12 protein-coding genes are annotated in these 15,010 nt (G+C 62.9%); 7 read left to right on the forward strand and 5 right to left on the reverse strand.

What is annotated here, in order from left to right; all coding sequences use genetic code 11:
• The first annotated feature begins 114 nt into the window (after window positions 1-114).
• The 7 genes from BKA10_RS11090 (at window position 115) to BKA10_RS11120 (ending at window position 11,047) form a co-directional block, all read left to right on the forward strand.
• Window positions 115-2,802, forward strand: a complete 2,688-nt coding sequence (locus tag BKA10_RS11090) for an AAA family ATPase (protein WP_183499939.1) — start codon at window positions 115-117, stop codon at window positions 2,800-2,802.
• Entirely contained in the window at window positions 2,799-3,746 is a 948-nt protein-coding gene (locus tag BKA10_RS11095) for a hypothetical protein (RefSeq protein WP_183499940.1), read from the forward strand. Before BKA10_RS11090 ends, BKA10_RS11095 begins: the two co-directional genes overlap by 4 nt.
• Window positions 3,747-3,989: 243 nt before the next feature.
• Window positions 3,990-6,203, forward strand: coding sequence for a sigma factor-like helix-turn-helix DNA-binding protein (locus tag BKA10_RS11100; RefSeq protein ID WP_183499941.1), 2,214 nt, complete (start codon window positions 3,990-3,992; stop codon window positions 6,201-6,203).
• 23 nt (window positions 6,204-6,226) lie between these two features.
• The gene (locus BKA10_RS11105) at window positions 6,227-8,329 is read left to right on the forward strand and encodes a DEAD/DEAH box helicase family protein (protein ID WP_206686897.1); all 2,103 of its coding nucleotides are present in this window, start codon (window positions 6,227-6,229) and stop codon (window positions 8,327-8,329) included.
• A 35-nt stretch (window positions 8,330-8,364) separates the two neighbouring features.
• Complete coding sequence (locus BKA10_RS11110; protein WP_183499942.1) at window positions 8,365-8,526, forward strand: hypothetical protein; 162 nt, start codon at window positions 8,365-8,367, stop codon at window positions 8,524-8,526.
• Entirely contained in the window at window positions 8,523-10,586 is a 2,064-nt protein-coding gene (locus BKA10_RS11115; RefSeq protein ID WP_183499943.1) for an AAA family ATPase, read from the forward strand. Before BKA10_RS11110 ends, BKA10_RS11115 begins: the two co-directional genes overlap by 4 nt.
• Entirely contained in the window at window positions 10,583-11,047 is a 465-nt protein-coding gene (locus BKA10_RS11120; RefSeq protein ID WP_183499944.1) for a DNA phosphorothioation-associated protein 4, read from the forward strand. The genes BKA10_RS11115 and BKA10_RS11120 overlap by 4 nt, the downstream gene beginning before the upstream one ends.
• Before the next feature lie 105 nt (window positions 11,048-11,152).
• Here BKA10_RS11120 and BKA10_RS11125 read toward each other — a convergent pair whose 3' ends face one another.
• The 5 genes from BKA10_RS11125 to BKA10_RS11145 form a co-directional block, all read right to left on the reverse strand.
• Complete coding sequence (locus tag BKA10_RS11125) at window positions 11,153-12,895, reverse strand: ATP-binding protein (protein ID WP_183499945.1); 1,743 nt, start codon at window positions 12,893-12,895, stop codon at window positions 11,153-11,155.
• Window positions 12,892-13,263 carry a GIY-YIG nuclease family protein gene (locus BKA10_RS11130; RefSeq protein WP_183499946.1) on the reverse strand — a complete coding sequence of 124 codons (372 nt, stop codon included), beginning with the start codon at window positions 13,261-13,263 and terminating at the stop codon, window positions 12,892-12,894. The genes BKA10_RS11125 and BKA10_RS11130 overlap by 4 nt, the downstream gene beginning before the upstream one ends.
• A complete protein-coding gene (locus tag BKA10_RS11135) occupies window positions 13,263-13,739 on the reverse strand; it encodes a hypothetical protein (RefSeq protein ID WP_183499947.1) in 477 nt (158 codons plus the stop codon). The genes BKA10_RS11130 and BKA10_RS11135 overlap by 1 nt, the downstream gene beginning before the upstream one ends.
• A 216-nt stretch (window positions 13,740-13,955) precedes the next feature.
• Window positions 13,956-14,345, reverse strand: coding sequence for an HIT family protein (locus BKA10_RS11140; RefSeq protein WP_183499948.1), 390 nt, complete (start codon window positions 14,343-14,345; stop codon window positions 13,956-13,958).
• Window positions 14,345-15,004, reverse strand: coding sequence for a hypothetical protein (locus tag BKA10_RS11145; RefSeq protein ID WP_183499949.1), 660 nt, complete (start codon window positions 15,002-15,004; stop codon window positions 14,345-14,347). The genes BKA10_RS11140 and BKA10_RS11145 overlap by 1 nt, the downstream gene beginning before the upstream one ends.
• Window positions 15,005-15,010: the final 6 nt, after the last annotated feature.

Consider the following 15,010-nt stretch of genomic DNA (forward strand, 5'->3'; position numbering starts at 1 on the left):
CCGCGCCTTGGACTGTAGCCGCATGATGAGGGGTTCAGCGCAGTGATAAAGCCAGCGGTGCTGCAGAGGCAGATCGATGGGGCTGTCGCACGGTACGTTGCCGCTGCACGAGGCATGAACCCTGTCGACGCCGAGAGCCTGGTCCTCTACGGGTTCTGGACAGTGGCGATGGTCTGGAACGCCAGGCCTGGCTTAGACGAAGACGAACTCGCAGAAGAAGTCGTCGAACGAGTCCTGCACAGTTCGGAGCTCGCGCCCGATGAATCAGCGATGCGCGAAGCTCTGGACATCGATCGGATAGTCGAGGGCTACGCGTCCGATTCTCGCTTCGGGCGCCGGGCGCGCGCGCAATTGCCGCGGGCATCGTGGGGCTGGGATAGCGATGTGGACATCATCGGCCGCGACCGCGCCCAGGAGTTGATCAGCCTCGGGTGCGAAGTGCTGTACGAAGAGGGCGCCTCCCTTGAAGATCTTGGTCAACTGTGCGAAGCCGTCGTCAATGCGGCACGCTCACCCAGCGACCTAGTGCGATCGGCCCAATCGACTGCGACGGGGATTGCCACTCTTCTCGTGGCAATCGGGGACGAGATTGCCGGTCCGGTGCGCGACCTCGCCTGCGGTACCGGGGCTGTGCTTGTCGAAGCGGCACGTCGAGGGCGGCAGGAGCTGATCGGACGCGATATTGATGCCAGCGTCTTGCCGTTGACGCGGGCACGGGTAGAAGTTTGGCCCTCCTCTGTTGCCTTTGAAGCGGCGGACGCGCTCGATGGGTTCGACCAACCGGACCTTGACGGACTCGTCATCTTCGATCCGCCGCTCGAGGAATCGCTTCCTCCTGACATTCCCGCGCAAACCGCGGAACGTGCCGGCATCGGAAGCCGGGACGTTCGATTCACATTGGACGACGTGTGGATGGCTGCGGTTGCGGAGCGGTTGGCGGCGGGCGCTGTCGGTGCCGTGGTGTTATCCGCCGACTCCCTTATCCAAGACAGCCCAAACTCGTACATTCATGGGCTTGTCGAGCGGGGCGCGGTCGCTGCCGTGGTCATCCTCCCCCCAGGATCACGTCCACTGTCCGATGGCCCTACCGTCGCATGGGTTGTTTGTGGAACCCCAGATACCAAGCGTGGGGCGCTTGTCGTCGATGCTAGGCACGCGCCACGGGATCCTTTCGTCGCGTTGCACCGTTCCGACAGTGAGGCTCTCGGCCTCGCCGTTCGCGATTGGATGGCGGGGAGAGAGGTTGCCGTCCCGGAATGGGCTGTGGTCGCGCGATGGGGCGGCGAGAAGCGACCTGGACAGGTTCCGCAGGAGGACCCGGACTTCGCCATTACGTCGGTTGCGGGGGAGGCAGCAAAGGGCCGACTACTGCGAGGGTTGGCGGTGTCTCACTTTAAGAGCATCCATGACGCTGAGGTGCCACTGCGACCACTCACGCTTGTTTTCGGCCCTAACTCTGCTGGGAAGTCGTCGCTCATCCAGGCCCTCTTGGCGTTGGCCCACTCACTAGAAGTCGGCGGCATCAGGGCCGCTTTCGGTGAGATCGACCTGGGTTCCTTTGAGAACGCGATCTCCGCTCATAACACGGCCTTCACCATGGGGGTGAGCGCTCGATTCGCTCTGGACCGTGCCCCCGGAGGCTCGATCGCTGATGAAGCGTCCTACGGCGCAGACTTCGCGGCCTCAGGCAACGGAGCCGATTGGGAGTCATTGAGGGTCGGCATCGGCTCACGCGGGTTGCGAATGGATAATCCTCGACTCCGATCTGGTGCAACAACCCTTAGTTTCAAGCACGTTCGATCTCTCCTCGACCTTCGGTACCCCTTCCAGGAAGACCACCAACGCGTGCTGGACGATGTGCGCGATGCGTTCGGGATATCCGGTGCGACGCGATCCCCCGGGTTTGAGCCTGCGTGGGAGGAACTCCGCGAACGCTTGCGGAGTGAAGAACCGGAACTGATAGACCTGCGGCGATTCCAGGAGCTCGACGAAGGCGCGTCCGCGGACGTTAAACTCCGCGGTCTGCTCGTAGGCTCCGTCGGCCAGGCATCGGGCGACAAGGTGACTGACGCTCGCCGGGCGGCCTTCGAACTACTTGGGACGGTCCTGCGCGAAGTGAGCGAGCGAGCGTATGACGTTCTGCAGCGTGTCGACTACTTCGGCCCCCTCCGGCCGATGCCGCAGCGGCTGTACCCGGTCAGCGCCGACATCACGGACTGGAACAGTGAGTTGGCACGGCTGGCGCGGGATCCGCGCGCACTCCGCGCGGTCAACGGATGGCTAGCGCGGGTCGAGCTTCCATATGAGATGCGACTCACGGAGGTGCAGTACGGATCGCACTCCGCGGTAGACGCCATCGCGGTGACGCTTACTGACACGCGGTCTGGTGTCGCCGTCACTCCACGGGATGTCGGTTTCGGCGTATCTCAAGTGCTTCCGCTCGTTGTCGCGCTAGCAACCAAGAGCTCAAGGATTGTGTGTATCGAGCAACCGGAGCTTCATCTACACCCCGCGCTTCAGGCAACCTTAGGGGACCTGCTGATCGAATCGACTCACGACCTTGGGCGCGGCATGCAGGTGATCGCCGAGACCCATTCGGAGCATCTCCTCCTACGTATCCAGCGGCGTATCCGCGAGGGCGCCATCGACCCCGAGCGCGTATGCGTGCTCTACGTGGACAACTACGACAACTCGGGGGCGGTCATCCGGCGGCTTCGGCTGGGTAGTGACGGTGGATTCATCGATGAATGGCCGAACGGATTCTTCGAGGAGCGCCTTCACGAGCTGTTCGGCGACGCATGATCACTGACTTCGAGGTCCACCTCTCGGCAATCGCTGAGCTCCAAGAGATGGATCCAGGCTTCGCCCAAGTTCTCAGCGACCGCTTGCGCGACGACCTGATCCGGCATGGCGTGCTCGACGTGCTCGACGAAGCCCACAGGGTGGAACTCGCGAGGTTTGTGCGGTCCCAGCCCGGGCTGAGTGGGCAGCGCTGGATCGAGGTACTCCTGACCCTAGGGAAGCTAAACCGATTCAACGTTCTGTCCGAACCCATCGATTGGGGGGTGAGGCTACAGGGTGCCGCCGGCGACGACCGGCCCTCGATCGCTGACCCAACCTTCGATGACACCCGGCCGAAGGTAGAACTTTGTACCGTTCGCGACCTGTCGCGCTCATCGACCCTGCAGGCCCTACGAGATCTCGATGCCGACGCACACCTCTCGTTCGGAGGGGTGCGAAAAGAGTTCTGGGCACAGGTCCTCGAACCATTGGCCGTGCGATCGCGAACGGTCCACATCGTCGATCGATTCATCTTTCGACGCCTGGACCAAAACTCGTCGGAGCGCGATCACGTCTTGCCATGGCTTATCACTCGCCTCGGTCAACTTGATAACAATGACGGGATCGAGGTAACGCTCACCAGCGACGACGCCGAGGGTTTCACTCCGGAAGAGGGGCTCCGCTTGCTTCGCCCATGGTTTCAATCCGGGAACCTCAAATTCATCGAGGTGGTCACCGCGCCTCGCAACGATTTGCCCCACGACCGGCACATTAGGTTCGGCTGTGGAGCGGCGATCCTTCTTCCCGCGGGTTTCGACCGGCTTGCCAGGGCGGATGTCAGAGCGCGGGACGGTGTCAACTGGATCTACCGTGACCTCCGTCAACTAGGACCGCTGCGGAATGCGGAGCAGATGGCCCTCCGATCGAAACGAATGCGCTCTGCGCGGGCAACTCTCCGCGAATGACGTGCCGGGACACACAGCGGGCCGTACTTTGATCCAGTTGACAAGATCATGCCTCGTTTACAAAGGTACTGTTCGGCATGCGGACTGACGTAACGAACGCGACCGGCCAGCGGGCCGACTAGTCATCGCCGCTCCGGGTACGACCCATCGGACGCGGAACCGCCCCCAACTGCCATATGACGCCGCGGTGTGTCGCTCATCCGGATATAAAGGAAGTGGCAACGCACCTGGGGGGAGCTCTACATGCTCGAAGCGCTCGACGAATCGAGTTCATTACGGGCCGCATCGACGTGGCTGGATGCCTTCCCCTGGTTGCCGGCCATTGGGCGGTCGTACGATGAAGCGTGGAACTCGCCCATCGAGCTTGCCGGCGAAGAGGTGGCCGAGCGTCTTGCTGGAGTCATCGCGGAGCTCGCGAGCGAGCGGCTGCCACACTGGACCATCGGCCAAATCCTCCCGAGCCTTCCGCCGGATGTAGAGCTGTCTACCCTTGACCTGCCAACGAGGGCGGCCAACTCGATGGCCCGGCACGGGATCTTTACGACCGGGGAGCTGGCGAACGAGTTCCTCGAGTCGCTCATGGGCTGGCGTGGCATCGGCGCGGGGACCATTAACGCCATCATTTCTCGGCTCGTCCGGGTCTCGACGTCGGCGTCTCCGCCCGTCCTGAGCACCGGCGTGCCTACGGCCGCCGCGCCAGCCGGCCTGGATTGGCCCTTCCACGAACGCCCCAACGACCAGTGGTTGCACGCGGTCGGCAATGACCTCAAGCTCATCGCCGACTGGTGCGCACTTATCGGCATCGAGGACAAGGCGCTCCTGGATCGCTCGGCCCTCGCGTCCGCTCCGGATGAGGTGAGACGCGCTGCCGAGCACGTACTCGCTCTTCGCCTGAGCGATATCTCCGCGGACGCACGAGCGAAGTCGCTAAGTGTGGTCCTCAACGACGCACTCCTCCGCTTGGAGCCTCGAGCTCTAGAGATCCTCAAGCTCCGGCTACTAAGCGGCTCTCCGATGACCCTCGAGGACTTGGGCCGACAGTTCGGCGTCACCCGTGAGCGCGTCCGGCAGATTGAGGGGAAGGCCCGCGGAGCACTCCTAACTGCAGTCTCACAGTCGACTGGTCTGGCTGACGTCGCGGCGTCCGTTGCTTCGTCCACCGGGACCATCCGTCCTCTTGCAGACTTGCTCGAGGCCTATCCCGCGTTGGCTGATACTGTGCCGAGCGCTGACCAGCCAGCATGGCGAGTACTAGATCAGCTGGACGACGCCTACGAAATCGTGGACGGGTGGAGGGTGTCCCCGTCGATGGCGGCCGCGGAGGCTGCAACTCTGGCGCTCATCACCGAGTCTGCTGACACGTACGGGGTTGCTCGAATCTCAGATCTCAACGTCGTTTCGGTCGCGGGCACCACCGATGCCGAAAGTACCTCAAAGCAGTGGTTGACTCGTTGCGGGTATGTCGTCGACGGCGACTTCGTTCTGCTGCGTACACGGTCCGTTGGTGATTACGGGGCAGCTGTGCTTTCGATAGCGGGTAGTCCAATGAGCGTCTCATCGATCCTGGAGCGATTCGCATTCGAACGTAGTGCTGGATCCCTCAAGAACGCGATGAGCCAGGATGAGCGATTCGAGCGGGTGGATCGCGAGCTTTGGGGATTGAAGGAATGGGGGCTGGGCGCGTACGGCGGAATCCGCTCAGTGATCCGCGAACATCTCGCCCGGAATGGGGGCCAAGCACCCCTCGACGAATTGGTCGAGGGGATCACTGGCCGCTATTCGGTTAGCGCCAGCAGCGTTATCGCATACGCCAACGCTGCCCCGTTTGAGACCGTCGATGGCACGGTGCGAACGATGCGCGCGAGCCGAACGGCCGAGAAGCCTCCCGAGCGTACGCGTCGCCTATTCCGACGCACCGATGGCTGGGCGTACCGGATCACCGTGTCGCAAGACCACCTCCGGGGCAGCGGGTTTGTCGCACCTACCGCGATGGCGAGCCTGCTGGGCCTCGGCGCGGGAGCCTCGATTCAGCTCGACTCTCGCCTAGGACCTCAGGTCATAGCGTGGACCGGGATTCAGCCCTCCTTCGGCAGCATCCGGCGCTTCCTCCTGGATGCCGACATCGAAGCAAACACCGACGCCTTCCTGACCATCAGCGACGAGCTCGTATTCGACTTCGAGGAAGCGGGGTCGAAGACGGGCGATCCCACGCACGACCTCCTCACACTCATTGGAGCTCCCGAGGACGCTCAAGACGCTTGGCATCACGTTACGTTGGCGGCGAATCAGGATCTGTCGACGCCGTTCGTGAGCGTGGTCGACGTCTTCCGCGGGCGCGGCGATGACGATATCGCCGATCTCCTCATCGCGCTGCGAAACGAACTGGACCCCGGCGCACCGATTGCCGAGAGCCCTACCTCTGCGCCTGACGTCTCGTACATCATGGATCTTCTGTGACGCGTCTGAGGGGTCTGCGCTCGGTGAACTTCGCCACGCGCTACCGCAGCGACATGGAGGACGTCGTGGCGTCCTTCTACCTGCCCGCGTTCTCCGCAGCGTCGGTGTACAAGCGCGCGGTCGGCTACTTTTCGTCGACAAGTCTTGCGTTGTATTCGCGCGGCCTCGAGGAGTTCGCCGAACGGGGCGGAAGCATGCAGCTCATCGCATCGCCAAACCTCAATGGGGACGACATCGCGGACATCGAGCGCGGGTACGATCTTCGAAGCGTCATCGAACGCGCCGCCCTGCGCGAGCTGACAGATGAGCAGCCAGACACACTTCTGGACGGACTTGGGCAGCTCGGCCGCTTCATCGCCGAAGGCCGGCTGGACATCAAGCTGGCCTTCGTGCAGCGCGACGGACGCGTTGGGATCTATCACGAGAAGTTGGGGATTTTCCGCGACCAGGAAGGCGATGTCGTCGGCTTCACGGGCAGCAGCAACGAGACCCTCGGCGGCCTTCTCGCCAATTTCGAGTCAGTCGAGGTATACCCGGGGTGGCACGCCAGTGACGGTGAACGGGCTCTCCGGCTCGAGGCCGACTTCGGCATGCTCTGGACGAATCAGACACCAGGGTTGAGCGTCGAGGCTTTCCCCGATGTTGCCCGCGAACGGCTCATCGAGATCGGCCAGCAACGGCCGGCAGCGAAGCTTGAGGCCTCGGAGTACGCACTCGTTCCGAGAGTCGCAGAAACCGCACCCGCCGAGCTCCAAATCCCAACCTGGCTAGCCCCGCGCGACTACCAGAAACAAGCCGTCAAAAGCTGGCTGGCCAACCGCGGCCGCGGGATCTTGAAGATGGCGACGGGCACAGGCAAGACGAAGACCGCCATGATCGCGGCGACACAACTGAGCCAAGTCCTCCGCAAACGCGAAGAACCCCTTGTCGTCCTCATCATCGCGCCCCTCCAACACCTTGTAGACCAGTGGATCTCCGAGGTCGAGGACTTCGGCGTGCGCCCAATCGCGGTGTACGAATCAAGCGCAACGTGGCTTCCTCTCGTCGAAGAACAGCTCGCCGCGGCCCGACTCGGTCGCCGGCCGGTCGTCGCTCTCGTCGCGACCAACAGCTCCTTCTCGGGGGAGCGGTTCCAGTCCATCCTTCAGCGGATGACGCTTCCCCTGCTGGTGATAGCCGACGAAGCGCACAACCTTGGCTCCGCGGCCTACCGCAACAGCCTTCCCGATAACGCCCCGTACCGCCTGGCGCTGTCCGCAACCCCGGAGCGATGGTTCGACGAAGAGGGCACCGACGCTCTCATCGACTACTTCGGTGAGGTCGTGTTCGAGTTGAATATGGAGCGTGCCATCGAGATGGGTGCTCTCACCCGCTACCGCTATCGACCACAGCTTGTGGAGCTCGACTATGCCGAGACGCAGTTCTACGTCGACCTCACTGCACAAATCGCCACCCGAATGGCGATGGGAAGCGATCCCGAGAAGCCAGACTCAGATGCGACGCTGGGATACCTCCTGCGTCAACGCGCGGGAATCCTCGGACACGCCGCGGGCAAGCTCGAGGCAGTACGGAGAGACGTAGCATCACGGCGCGACGCGCACTTCCAGCTCGTGTACTGCGCGGAGGGTTCCCGGCCTGCCCCGCGCGGCGAGGAACCAGGGCCCAATCAACTCCGGGACGTGTTGCGGCTCGTCGGTCGAGACCTCGGCCTGGCCGCCCATCAATACACCTCGGAGACCCCCCGTGCGGACCGCAAAGCACTGATGCGCCGCTTCGCCACCGGAACAGACCTCCAAGCGCTCGTCGCAATGCGGTGTCTCGACGAAGGTGTGGACATCCCCGATGCGAGAATCGGCTACCTGCTGGCGAGCAGCAGTAACCCGCGCCAGTTCATTCAACGCCGAGGCCGGCTCCTGCGCCTGGCTGAAGGCAAACAGTACGCCGAGATCGTGGACTACGTCGCCGTGCCCCCGTCGGACGCGCCCGTGGAATTCGAAGTAGAGCGACGCCTGCTCATTCGAGAGCTCGAGCGGACCAACGAGTTCGCTCGCCTGTCGGAAAACTATGGCGATACCCTCGCCACGTTGAGACCGCTCAAAGAGCGCTACCAGCTCATGGACATGTGACAGCGGCTGCGTCATGAATGCGAAAGGAAACCGAAGTGCCTGAGAACAGAAGCGAGCGACGTGTCCTCGAGGAACTGTCCGACGATGAGAGAGCGCTCCTCACACGGGCTCTGGAGATCGAACGGTCGAAACTCCACATCCCGGGTTATGACGCGACCGAAGAACTCCTGGCAGCGGTGAAGGTGATCCTGCCGTGAAGCTGCAGCGGATCACGCTTCGAAACTTCCGCCAGTTCGCCGATGAACAGTCGTTCGATCTCGACTCCAGTTCACTCAAACCGGTATCGCTGATCTTTGGGGCCAATGGTTCGGGAAAGACCACCTTTCTCAACGCGTTTAGTTGGGCGCTGTACGGAACGTTGTCCGATGACGTCGAGCAGCACCACCGTCTCATCAACGACGATGCGTGGCGAGAAGCGTCGATGGGCGACACCGTCGAGGTGTCCGTGGACCTAGTCTTCGATCACGAGGGCGAAACGTATCGGATTCTCCGGTCCGCATCCGTGCGGAAAGAGTCCGACCAGCAGTCCGTGCGCGGCACATCGGTGAAGTTGGAAGGGTGGCGTACCGGCTCCTCCGGGGCCTCCGAGGTGCTTGGCTCTCCACAAGAGATGGTGTCATCGATCCTCCCCCAGGGGGTGAGTCGCTTCTTCTTCTTCAACGGTGAACGCATCGAGAACCTTGTGAAGAAGAGTGCGTACGCGGAGGTCCAGAAAGACATCAAGGTACTCCTGGGGCTCGAGCAGGTGGAGCGCGCGTTGACTCATCTTCCGAAAGTCGACCGGAAACTGACCGCCGAGCTCCGGAGATACGGCGGTGCACGCGCCTCCGAGATACAAGACGTCATCGACGCGAAGCAAGAAGAGGAGACTCAGCTCGCGGAGGAGGCCACTCTCACCGCCCGCAATATCGTCGCGTTGAAGGAGGAGCGCGACGAGGTGGCAGGCCTCCTTCGCAAGCACGCCGACTCGGCGCCGATCCAGACCGCCCTGGACACGGTGAATCGGGAGCTCGAAGAGGCGCGGCAGTCGCTGGAGGCGGCCGAGGCCGCTCGTTCAGCTCTTGTTGCCACAAGAGGTTTTCAAGCGTTCACGAAGGCGCTTGGCGACTCGACCGAGTCAATGGCTGAGGGCCTGTACGAAAAGGGTGCACTGCCCGCGCCGCTCAAGCGGGAGTTTGTCGACAAGCTGCTCGCAGACGGCGTGTGCATCTGCGGTGCGCACTTGACGGCCGACTCGGAGGGGTCCGCACACGTCCGTGAGTGGCGCCATCGCGCGGGCCTGCAGGTTGTAGAGACCTCCTGGCAGCAGCTCTCCGGCCAGTTGCGCCCCCTCGCATCGTCCCGCACCGAGTTGCGAGAGTCGCTCACGGAGCTGTTCGGCCGAGTTGGCAGCGAGAAGGACCGTCTCGTCCGGCTCCAAGAGCAGCAGGGGGAGCTCACAGGTCAGCTCAAGGACAGCCCAGCCGAAGATGTTCAAGCGCTGCAGACCAAGTCCATGGATTTGGAAAGCCGCATCGCAAACAAGCAGCAGAGGCTCGGCCAGATCACCGTCCAACGGCAGAACCTCGACCGGGAGATCGAGCAGAAGACCCGCGACCGTTCCAAAGCAGCCGTGGAAGACGAACTCGCAGAAAAGGCCCGTAGCCGCTCCGACCTCGTACAGTCCGTGACCCGAGCATTGAAGGAGATCCTCAGTATCCGCGAAGACGACATGCGTCGCCGCTTGGACGCGGAACTGAAGGCAATCTTCGCGAAGATCACGCACCAGAATCACCAACCGATCCTGGACGAGGGCTTCGAGCTGCGGCTGGAGAAGGAGATCGACGGGGTCATGCTGCCTGTGCCCAAGTCGACCGGCGAAAATCAGATTCTCAGCCTGAGCTTCGTGACCGCCGTCTCACAGATCGCGCGGCAGATCCGCACCGAGGCGCGCGCGGAAGGTGCTTCGCGGGAGGGCGCTGGCGAATACCCCATCGTCATGGACGCGGCGTTCGGCTCACTCGATGAGGACTACCAAGAGTCCGTCGCACGCGCTCTCGCGGAGATGGCGCCGCAGCTCGTCGTCCTCGTCAGCAAGAGCCAGGGCCTCGGAAAGGTCGTCGAACAGTTGATGCCGCACGTGAGTCACGTCGGAATCATCGAGACGCACACGACCAGCGACGGCGACGTCGCTGACGACGTCGAGCTGAGGGGAAATTCGTATCCATATATCGTCAAGTCCTCCCGTGACCGCTCCGAACTGAAGGAGATCCAGTGACCGCGTCCGCCGATGTTCGCATGCGCCGGCCCGCCGAACATGAAGCGCTGATGAAGGAACTGCAAGACGAAGGAGCCTTCCCGACCTTCAGGGACGTGCTGCTCCTCGCCGGAGCAGTGGGATTCCGCCAGGGCCGCCGCTCCCCCTTCACAGCGACCGCCGGGGATCCCATCCGATTCGAGACGCTGAGTGCGCGCACCTTCAGCGACACGCTCATCAACATGATTGCGGTGAACACGGTCGATGATCCGGAGGTCATGGACGATACCCGTCTGGAAGAACGAGTCCGGATCTTCGAGGAGTATGCGAACGGGGGCCTGGAGTACATCCAGGAGCAGAGGAATGTTCGCCATCAGCCGGCCGCGCTCGTCGTGATGGACCTTGTTGTCGAAGCCCTCGATGATGAGAAGGGTGCAGCCGCCGTCTCGGTGGACGAACTGCTCGACGGTTTGAAGTGGTGAGGGCCTGACGGCCGCCGGACTGTCCGAATCGCTTATCGGCGTCGCGCCGGCACCAGATGAGCGAGAGGCCGTGGGATTGATCGACCGCCTCTCGCTCGGTATCTCTCAAATGTCCTCGACTCGGAGGATCTCCTTCATATACGCGCTGAGGTGCTGTCCCCAGTAGGAGCGCAGGTCCTCGAACTGCTCCGGGTTGTGCTGCATGTTTTCCGCCTTCGCGTAGGCAAGGAACATCGCCTCCAGGGCGTCCGCGGAACGCAATATCAGGGCATGCAGGTCAGCGGGGTCCTGCTCGTCCACCGGCTTGAGAGCCGACGCGCGCAGCGGTCCGTAGACGGCCGTCAGGAACGGGTGCCGGTGGTTGAGCCGTACGACCGCCTTGCCATTGAGGTGCTCAATTTCGAGCATCTCCTTGCCCGGCCAGGACGTGTCCACGATGGTCAGCGGGTGGGACATAATCTGATCCCGGACGCGCTGTGCCGTAGTGCCGTCGACTTCCTCGTCGAGACCGAGATCTTCGATGATCTCGTTGACCTTGCCTTGTTCTTCTTCGGCGGTCATTCCTGCACCGGCGTTGCCGCGTGGCATCGTCTTCTCTGCCGTCTCCACTGCGCCCTGCACCAAGGGGGAACCGCCGACAGGCTCGGCCTTCTCTTCTGCCTCCTCGACTGCACTCCAGTGGTCGCGGATGCGATTGCGGGCGACCTTGACGGGTCGCTCGAGCCAGAGACGCAGCTTGTCGCGCAGCTTGTCCATCGGCTCGGCGCCGCGCTTGACGTGACGAACCTGGAAGAACTCGTCGAGCTCCGCGGGGAACGACACCTCGATGCCGATGTAACGGTCACCGCGGGTGACACCGCCCTGCAACATACGGGGGACGATGTCGTAGTAGATCTCGCGCCCGTTGCGCAGGAAGCTGATGCGGCCTTCGTTCTCGGTGTTGATCTGGAATTCGCGGATGTCCCGTCCGTTGAAGTCCTTTGCGCCACCGGCTCCACGGTGGTGGCGGAAGATCTCGGGTGCGACGGTGACAACGACGTGTACTTTCTCGCCGTTGATGTCGATGTCGGTCTCCTGGATGACAGTCCCCTTCAAGCGGTCAGGTTCCAGACCGCTCAACCCGTACTGCTCCTCGATGCGCGGGTCGTCGAGGAGGAAGGTCGGGTCGTGAAGCACCGCCGTCTTGCCGTCGAGGACGATCTGCAGGCCGTTGTCGATGAACTTCCGATATGCGCGGGCGAGGAACTTCCGCAGCTCCGCGATTCTCGCGTCGATAGAGCGGCCGTAGTTGCCACCGTTGGCGAGCCGGTCGATCTTCTGCCACAGCACGAGCGTGCCGCTGACGAACGGCTCGCCTTTTGCGTCCACCATCAGCTCCGCGTACTCCGCAGGCCACCCGCCTACCTCCTCGGCCTGGATAAGCTCCTGCTCCCCGCTGGAGATGAGATCCAGGTCGATGTACGAGCGGTAGAACTTCTCCTGACCAAACGGCCTGGTGATGACCTCGATGCGCTTGCCGACGCTGAGTGCCGCGAGCTTCAGTCCGACGCCGAACCGTCCCAAACCTCCACGCTGGCCATAGCGAGTTGAGTACCCCATCTTAAGGACCTGGGCGAGGGTTTCCAGCTCAATGCCGCGGCCGTTGTCGGCGAACGCGATGTCGGTGATCTGGCTCTTGTTGGCCGCGTAGCGGGGCTCGATACGGATGATGGTGGCGCTTGCCTCGATGGAGTTGTCGACGGGCTCACCGACGGCGGCGGTGAGGTCGAAGCCTGCATCACGCATGCTTTCAAGGGCCTTGTCGACCTCGATGATGTTCGAGGTGTAAGGGGTGGGGATGGCGGTCATTGGTTCATTCCTTGGGTGAGTCGGTTGTCGAGGATCGCGGTGACGGTGCTGCGGCAGAACGGGCAGGCCGGGTCACTACGGCTGGCGCGGGGCGGATGCTCGACGTTCGAGGTGCTGTCGCCGAGAGCGTGGAAGAGACTGCACTCCATGGCGAAGGCGTCCTGGGCAGTGCGGGATACGTCGAATGTGAACCGTGTATCGGGCGCCCATGTCGCGGTGTGCTCGATGAGGCGGCGGCGCAGGCATGTGTCGCTGCGGCCGATGTAGATCGGCGCATCCGGGGCCCACAGCGTGTACGTGCCGATGGTGTGCTCAGGGATCATGGCGCGCACGAGCCACGACGTGAGCAGGTAGCGGCGGCCCGGCATCAGAACCCCACCTCGGCGCCGTAGGCGAGGCGGCCGACGCGGCGGGCGCGGGAGATCTGTTCCCGCATGCGCTTGACGGGGATGCCGGTGAGTGAGGCGAGGCTCATGGCGTCTTCGCCACGAGCAAGGAGGACGAGGATGGATCGTTCGTCCTCGGTGAGGGACGTTGTGGTCCGCAGCCACCAGAGAATGCCGAAGGATTCGACGGTGTCGGTGTCGCCCGTCAGGCGTTGTTGCGCGTATTCGACTTCCGCACGATGCGTCTCATGGAGGTCCTCATCGTCGAGCCGGTATACCTCACGTGCACGACGTTTCTTTAGGACCTTGCTGGCGTTGGCGCGGGCGTCACGCAACTGCCACTCCGGCAGTTTGGTATTGCTGGGATGTGCGACGAGCTGGTCGAGAGCCCGGTCAATCCGGTCGAGTTCGAAGACATCCCTTGCCGACGTTGCGTCGGCAGACTGCTGCAGAATCATCACAGCAGCCTCGGTTTCGAGGCTAATCATTGTTCTTTCCCTACGTGTCTGACGGTGGTCGCCTGCGGCGTTCACGGTCGGTAGTTCTGGCGAATGGCGTGTTGAGTTGTGCTGATCACCTCAACGGTGATCAGGTGCAGCGTGGGCCCGATTTCTCAAGCACACCCTGGCATGAGGTAAGGGGGTGTGGCGGACGTGTTTGTTGCAACAGTGCCGTCAACCGGCTGCGGACAAGTAGTTGCGGCGATTGGGGATGACGCCTCGAATCCCGCCGACCGGGTCGCTGACGTCGCCAGCCCTACGCGGGATGAGGTGGCAGTGGGCGTGGCCGACGGTCTGGCCGGCGGCGGTGCCGGCGTTCCAGCCGACGTTGAACGCCGTCCACCCCTCCGCGCCGAGCTCGTCGCGGAGCGCATGCAGTGCCTCCTGCGTGTCGAGCATCTCCTGCGGGCTGAGGTCGAACACATCCGCGCGGTGACGCACGGGAATGATGAGGTGGTGGCCTTCGGCCACGGGGTACGCGTCAGGGATCGCGTAGACGGAGCCGAACCGAACGGCCTCGTCGCTGTCGCGGAGGGTGCAGAAACGGCAGGTGTCGCGGCTCATCAGGTCTCTCTCTTCTTGTCGTTATTGTTCGCCTTGGGGGCACTATGCGCGCCGAACTGTCCCGCCAACACATCGAAGTTCTTGTTGATCTGCGTCTCGAACTCGGTCGGGAAGTAACTCAGGTCCGTCCGCGGCACCTCCTCCGGGTTCGCGAGAGCACCCTTCAGCAATGATTGGTGCACGCGCCACCGTCCGGATGCGGGCACCGCGCCGCGAGCAAGACCGGACTTTTCATCCAGGAGCTGCTTGATACGTTCGTTCGTCGCGACCATCGCTTCGAACAACGCCCAGGAGACCTTGTCGTTCTTGATCTCTGGTACATGGTCGAGGGTGTGCCAAGCCAGCTCGTTGGCTACGGTGACGCGGCGATTGATCTCGTCGCGGAGAACCTTCACCTCGTTCAGCAGCTCGCGGATTGGCGAGTAGAACTCGTTGAGGGCACGAACGTTCAACTCGCGAGCCGCAGCTTCGGTGGCTTCGTCGCGACGGAGCTTCCTTGAGATGTATGGCGCAAGGAGGGTTATGAGTCCACTGATTACTGCGGCGATGACCGCGGGGGCGAGGAGGAGCGCCCAGATAGCGCCGACGTCGAGGCCGACAGTCGACGATGATTCGGCGAGAGGCGTAGCCGCAGACGTAGCGAGCAGATTATCGAGCACGCGTTG

The sequence above is a fragment of the Microbacterium invictum genome (genome assembly GCF_014197265.1).
Lineage (GTDB): Bacteria > Actinomycetota > Actinomycetes > Actinomycetales > Microbacteriaceae > Microbacterium > Microbacterium invictum.

What these genes read in the sequence shown, in the direction of transcription:
- BKA10_RS11090 (WP_183499939.1), top strand. Translation starts at nt 115, where the DNA reads ATGAACCCTGTCGACGCCGAGAGCCTGGTCCTCTACGGGTTCTGGACA.
- BKA10_RS11095 (WP_183499940.1), top strand. Translation starts at nt 2,799, where the DNA reads ATGATCACTGACTTCGAGGTCCACCTCTCGGCAATCGCTGAGCTCCAA.
- BKA10_RS11100 (WP_183499941.1), top strand. Translation starts at nt 3,990, where the DNA reads ATGCTCGAAGCGCTCGACGAATCGAGTTCATTACGGGCCGCATCGACG.
- BKA10_RS11125 (WP_183499945.1), bottom strand. Translation starts at nt 12,895, where the DNA reads ATGACCGCCATCCCCACCCCTTACACCTCGAACATCATCGAGGTCGAC.
- BKA10_RS11130 (WP_183499946.1), bottom strand. Translation starts at nt 13,263, where the DNA reads ATGCCGGGCCGCCGCTACCTGCTCACGTCGTGGCTCGTGCGCGCCATG.
- BKA10_RS11135 (WP_183499947.1), bottom strand. Translation starts at nt 13,739, where the DNA reads ATGATTCTGCAGCAGTCTGCCGACGCAACGTCGGCAAGGGATGTCTTC.
- BKA10_RS11140 (WP_183499948.1), bottom strand. Translation starts at nt 14,345, where the DNA reads ATGAGCCGCGACACCTGCCGTTTCTGCACCCTCCGCGACAGCGACGAG.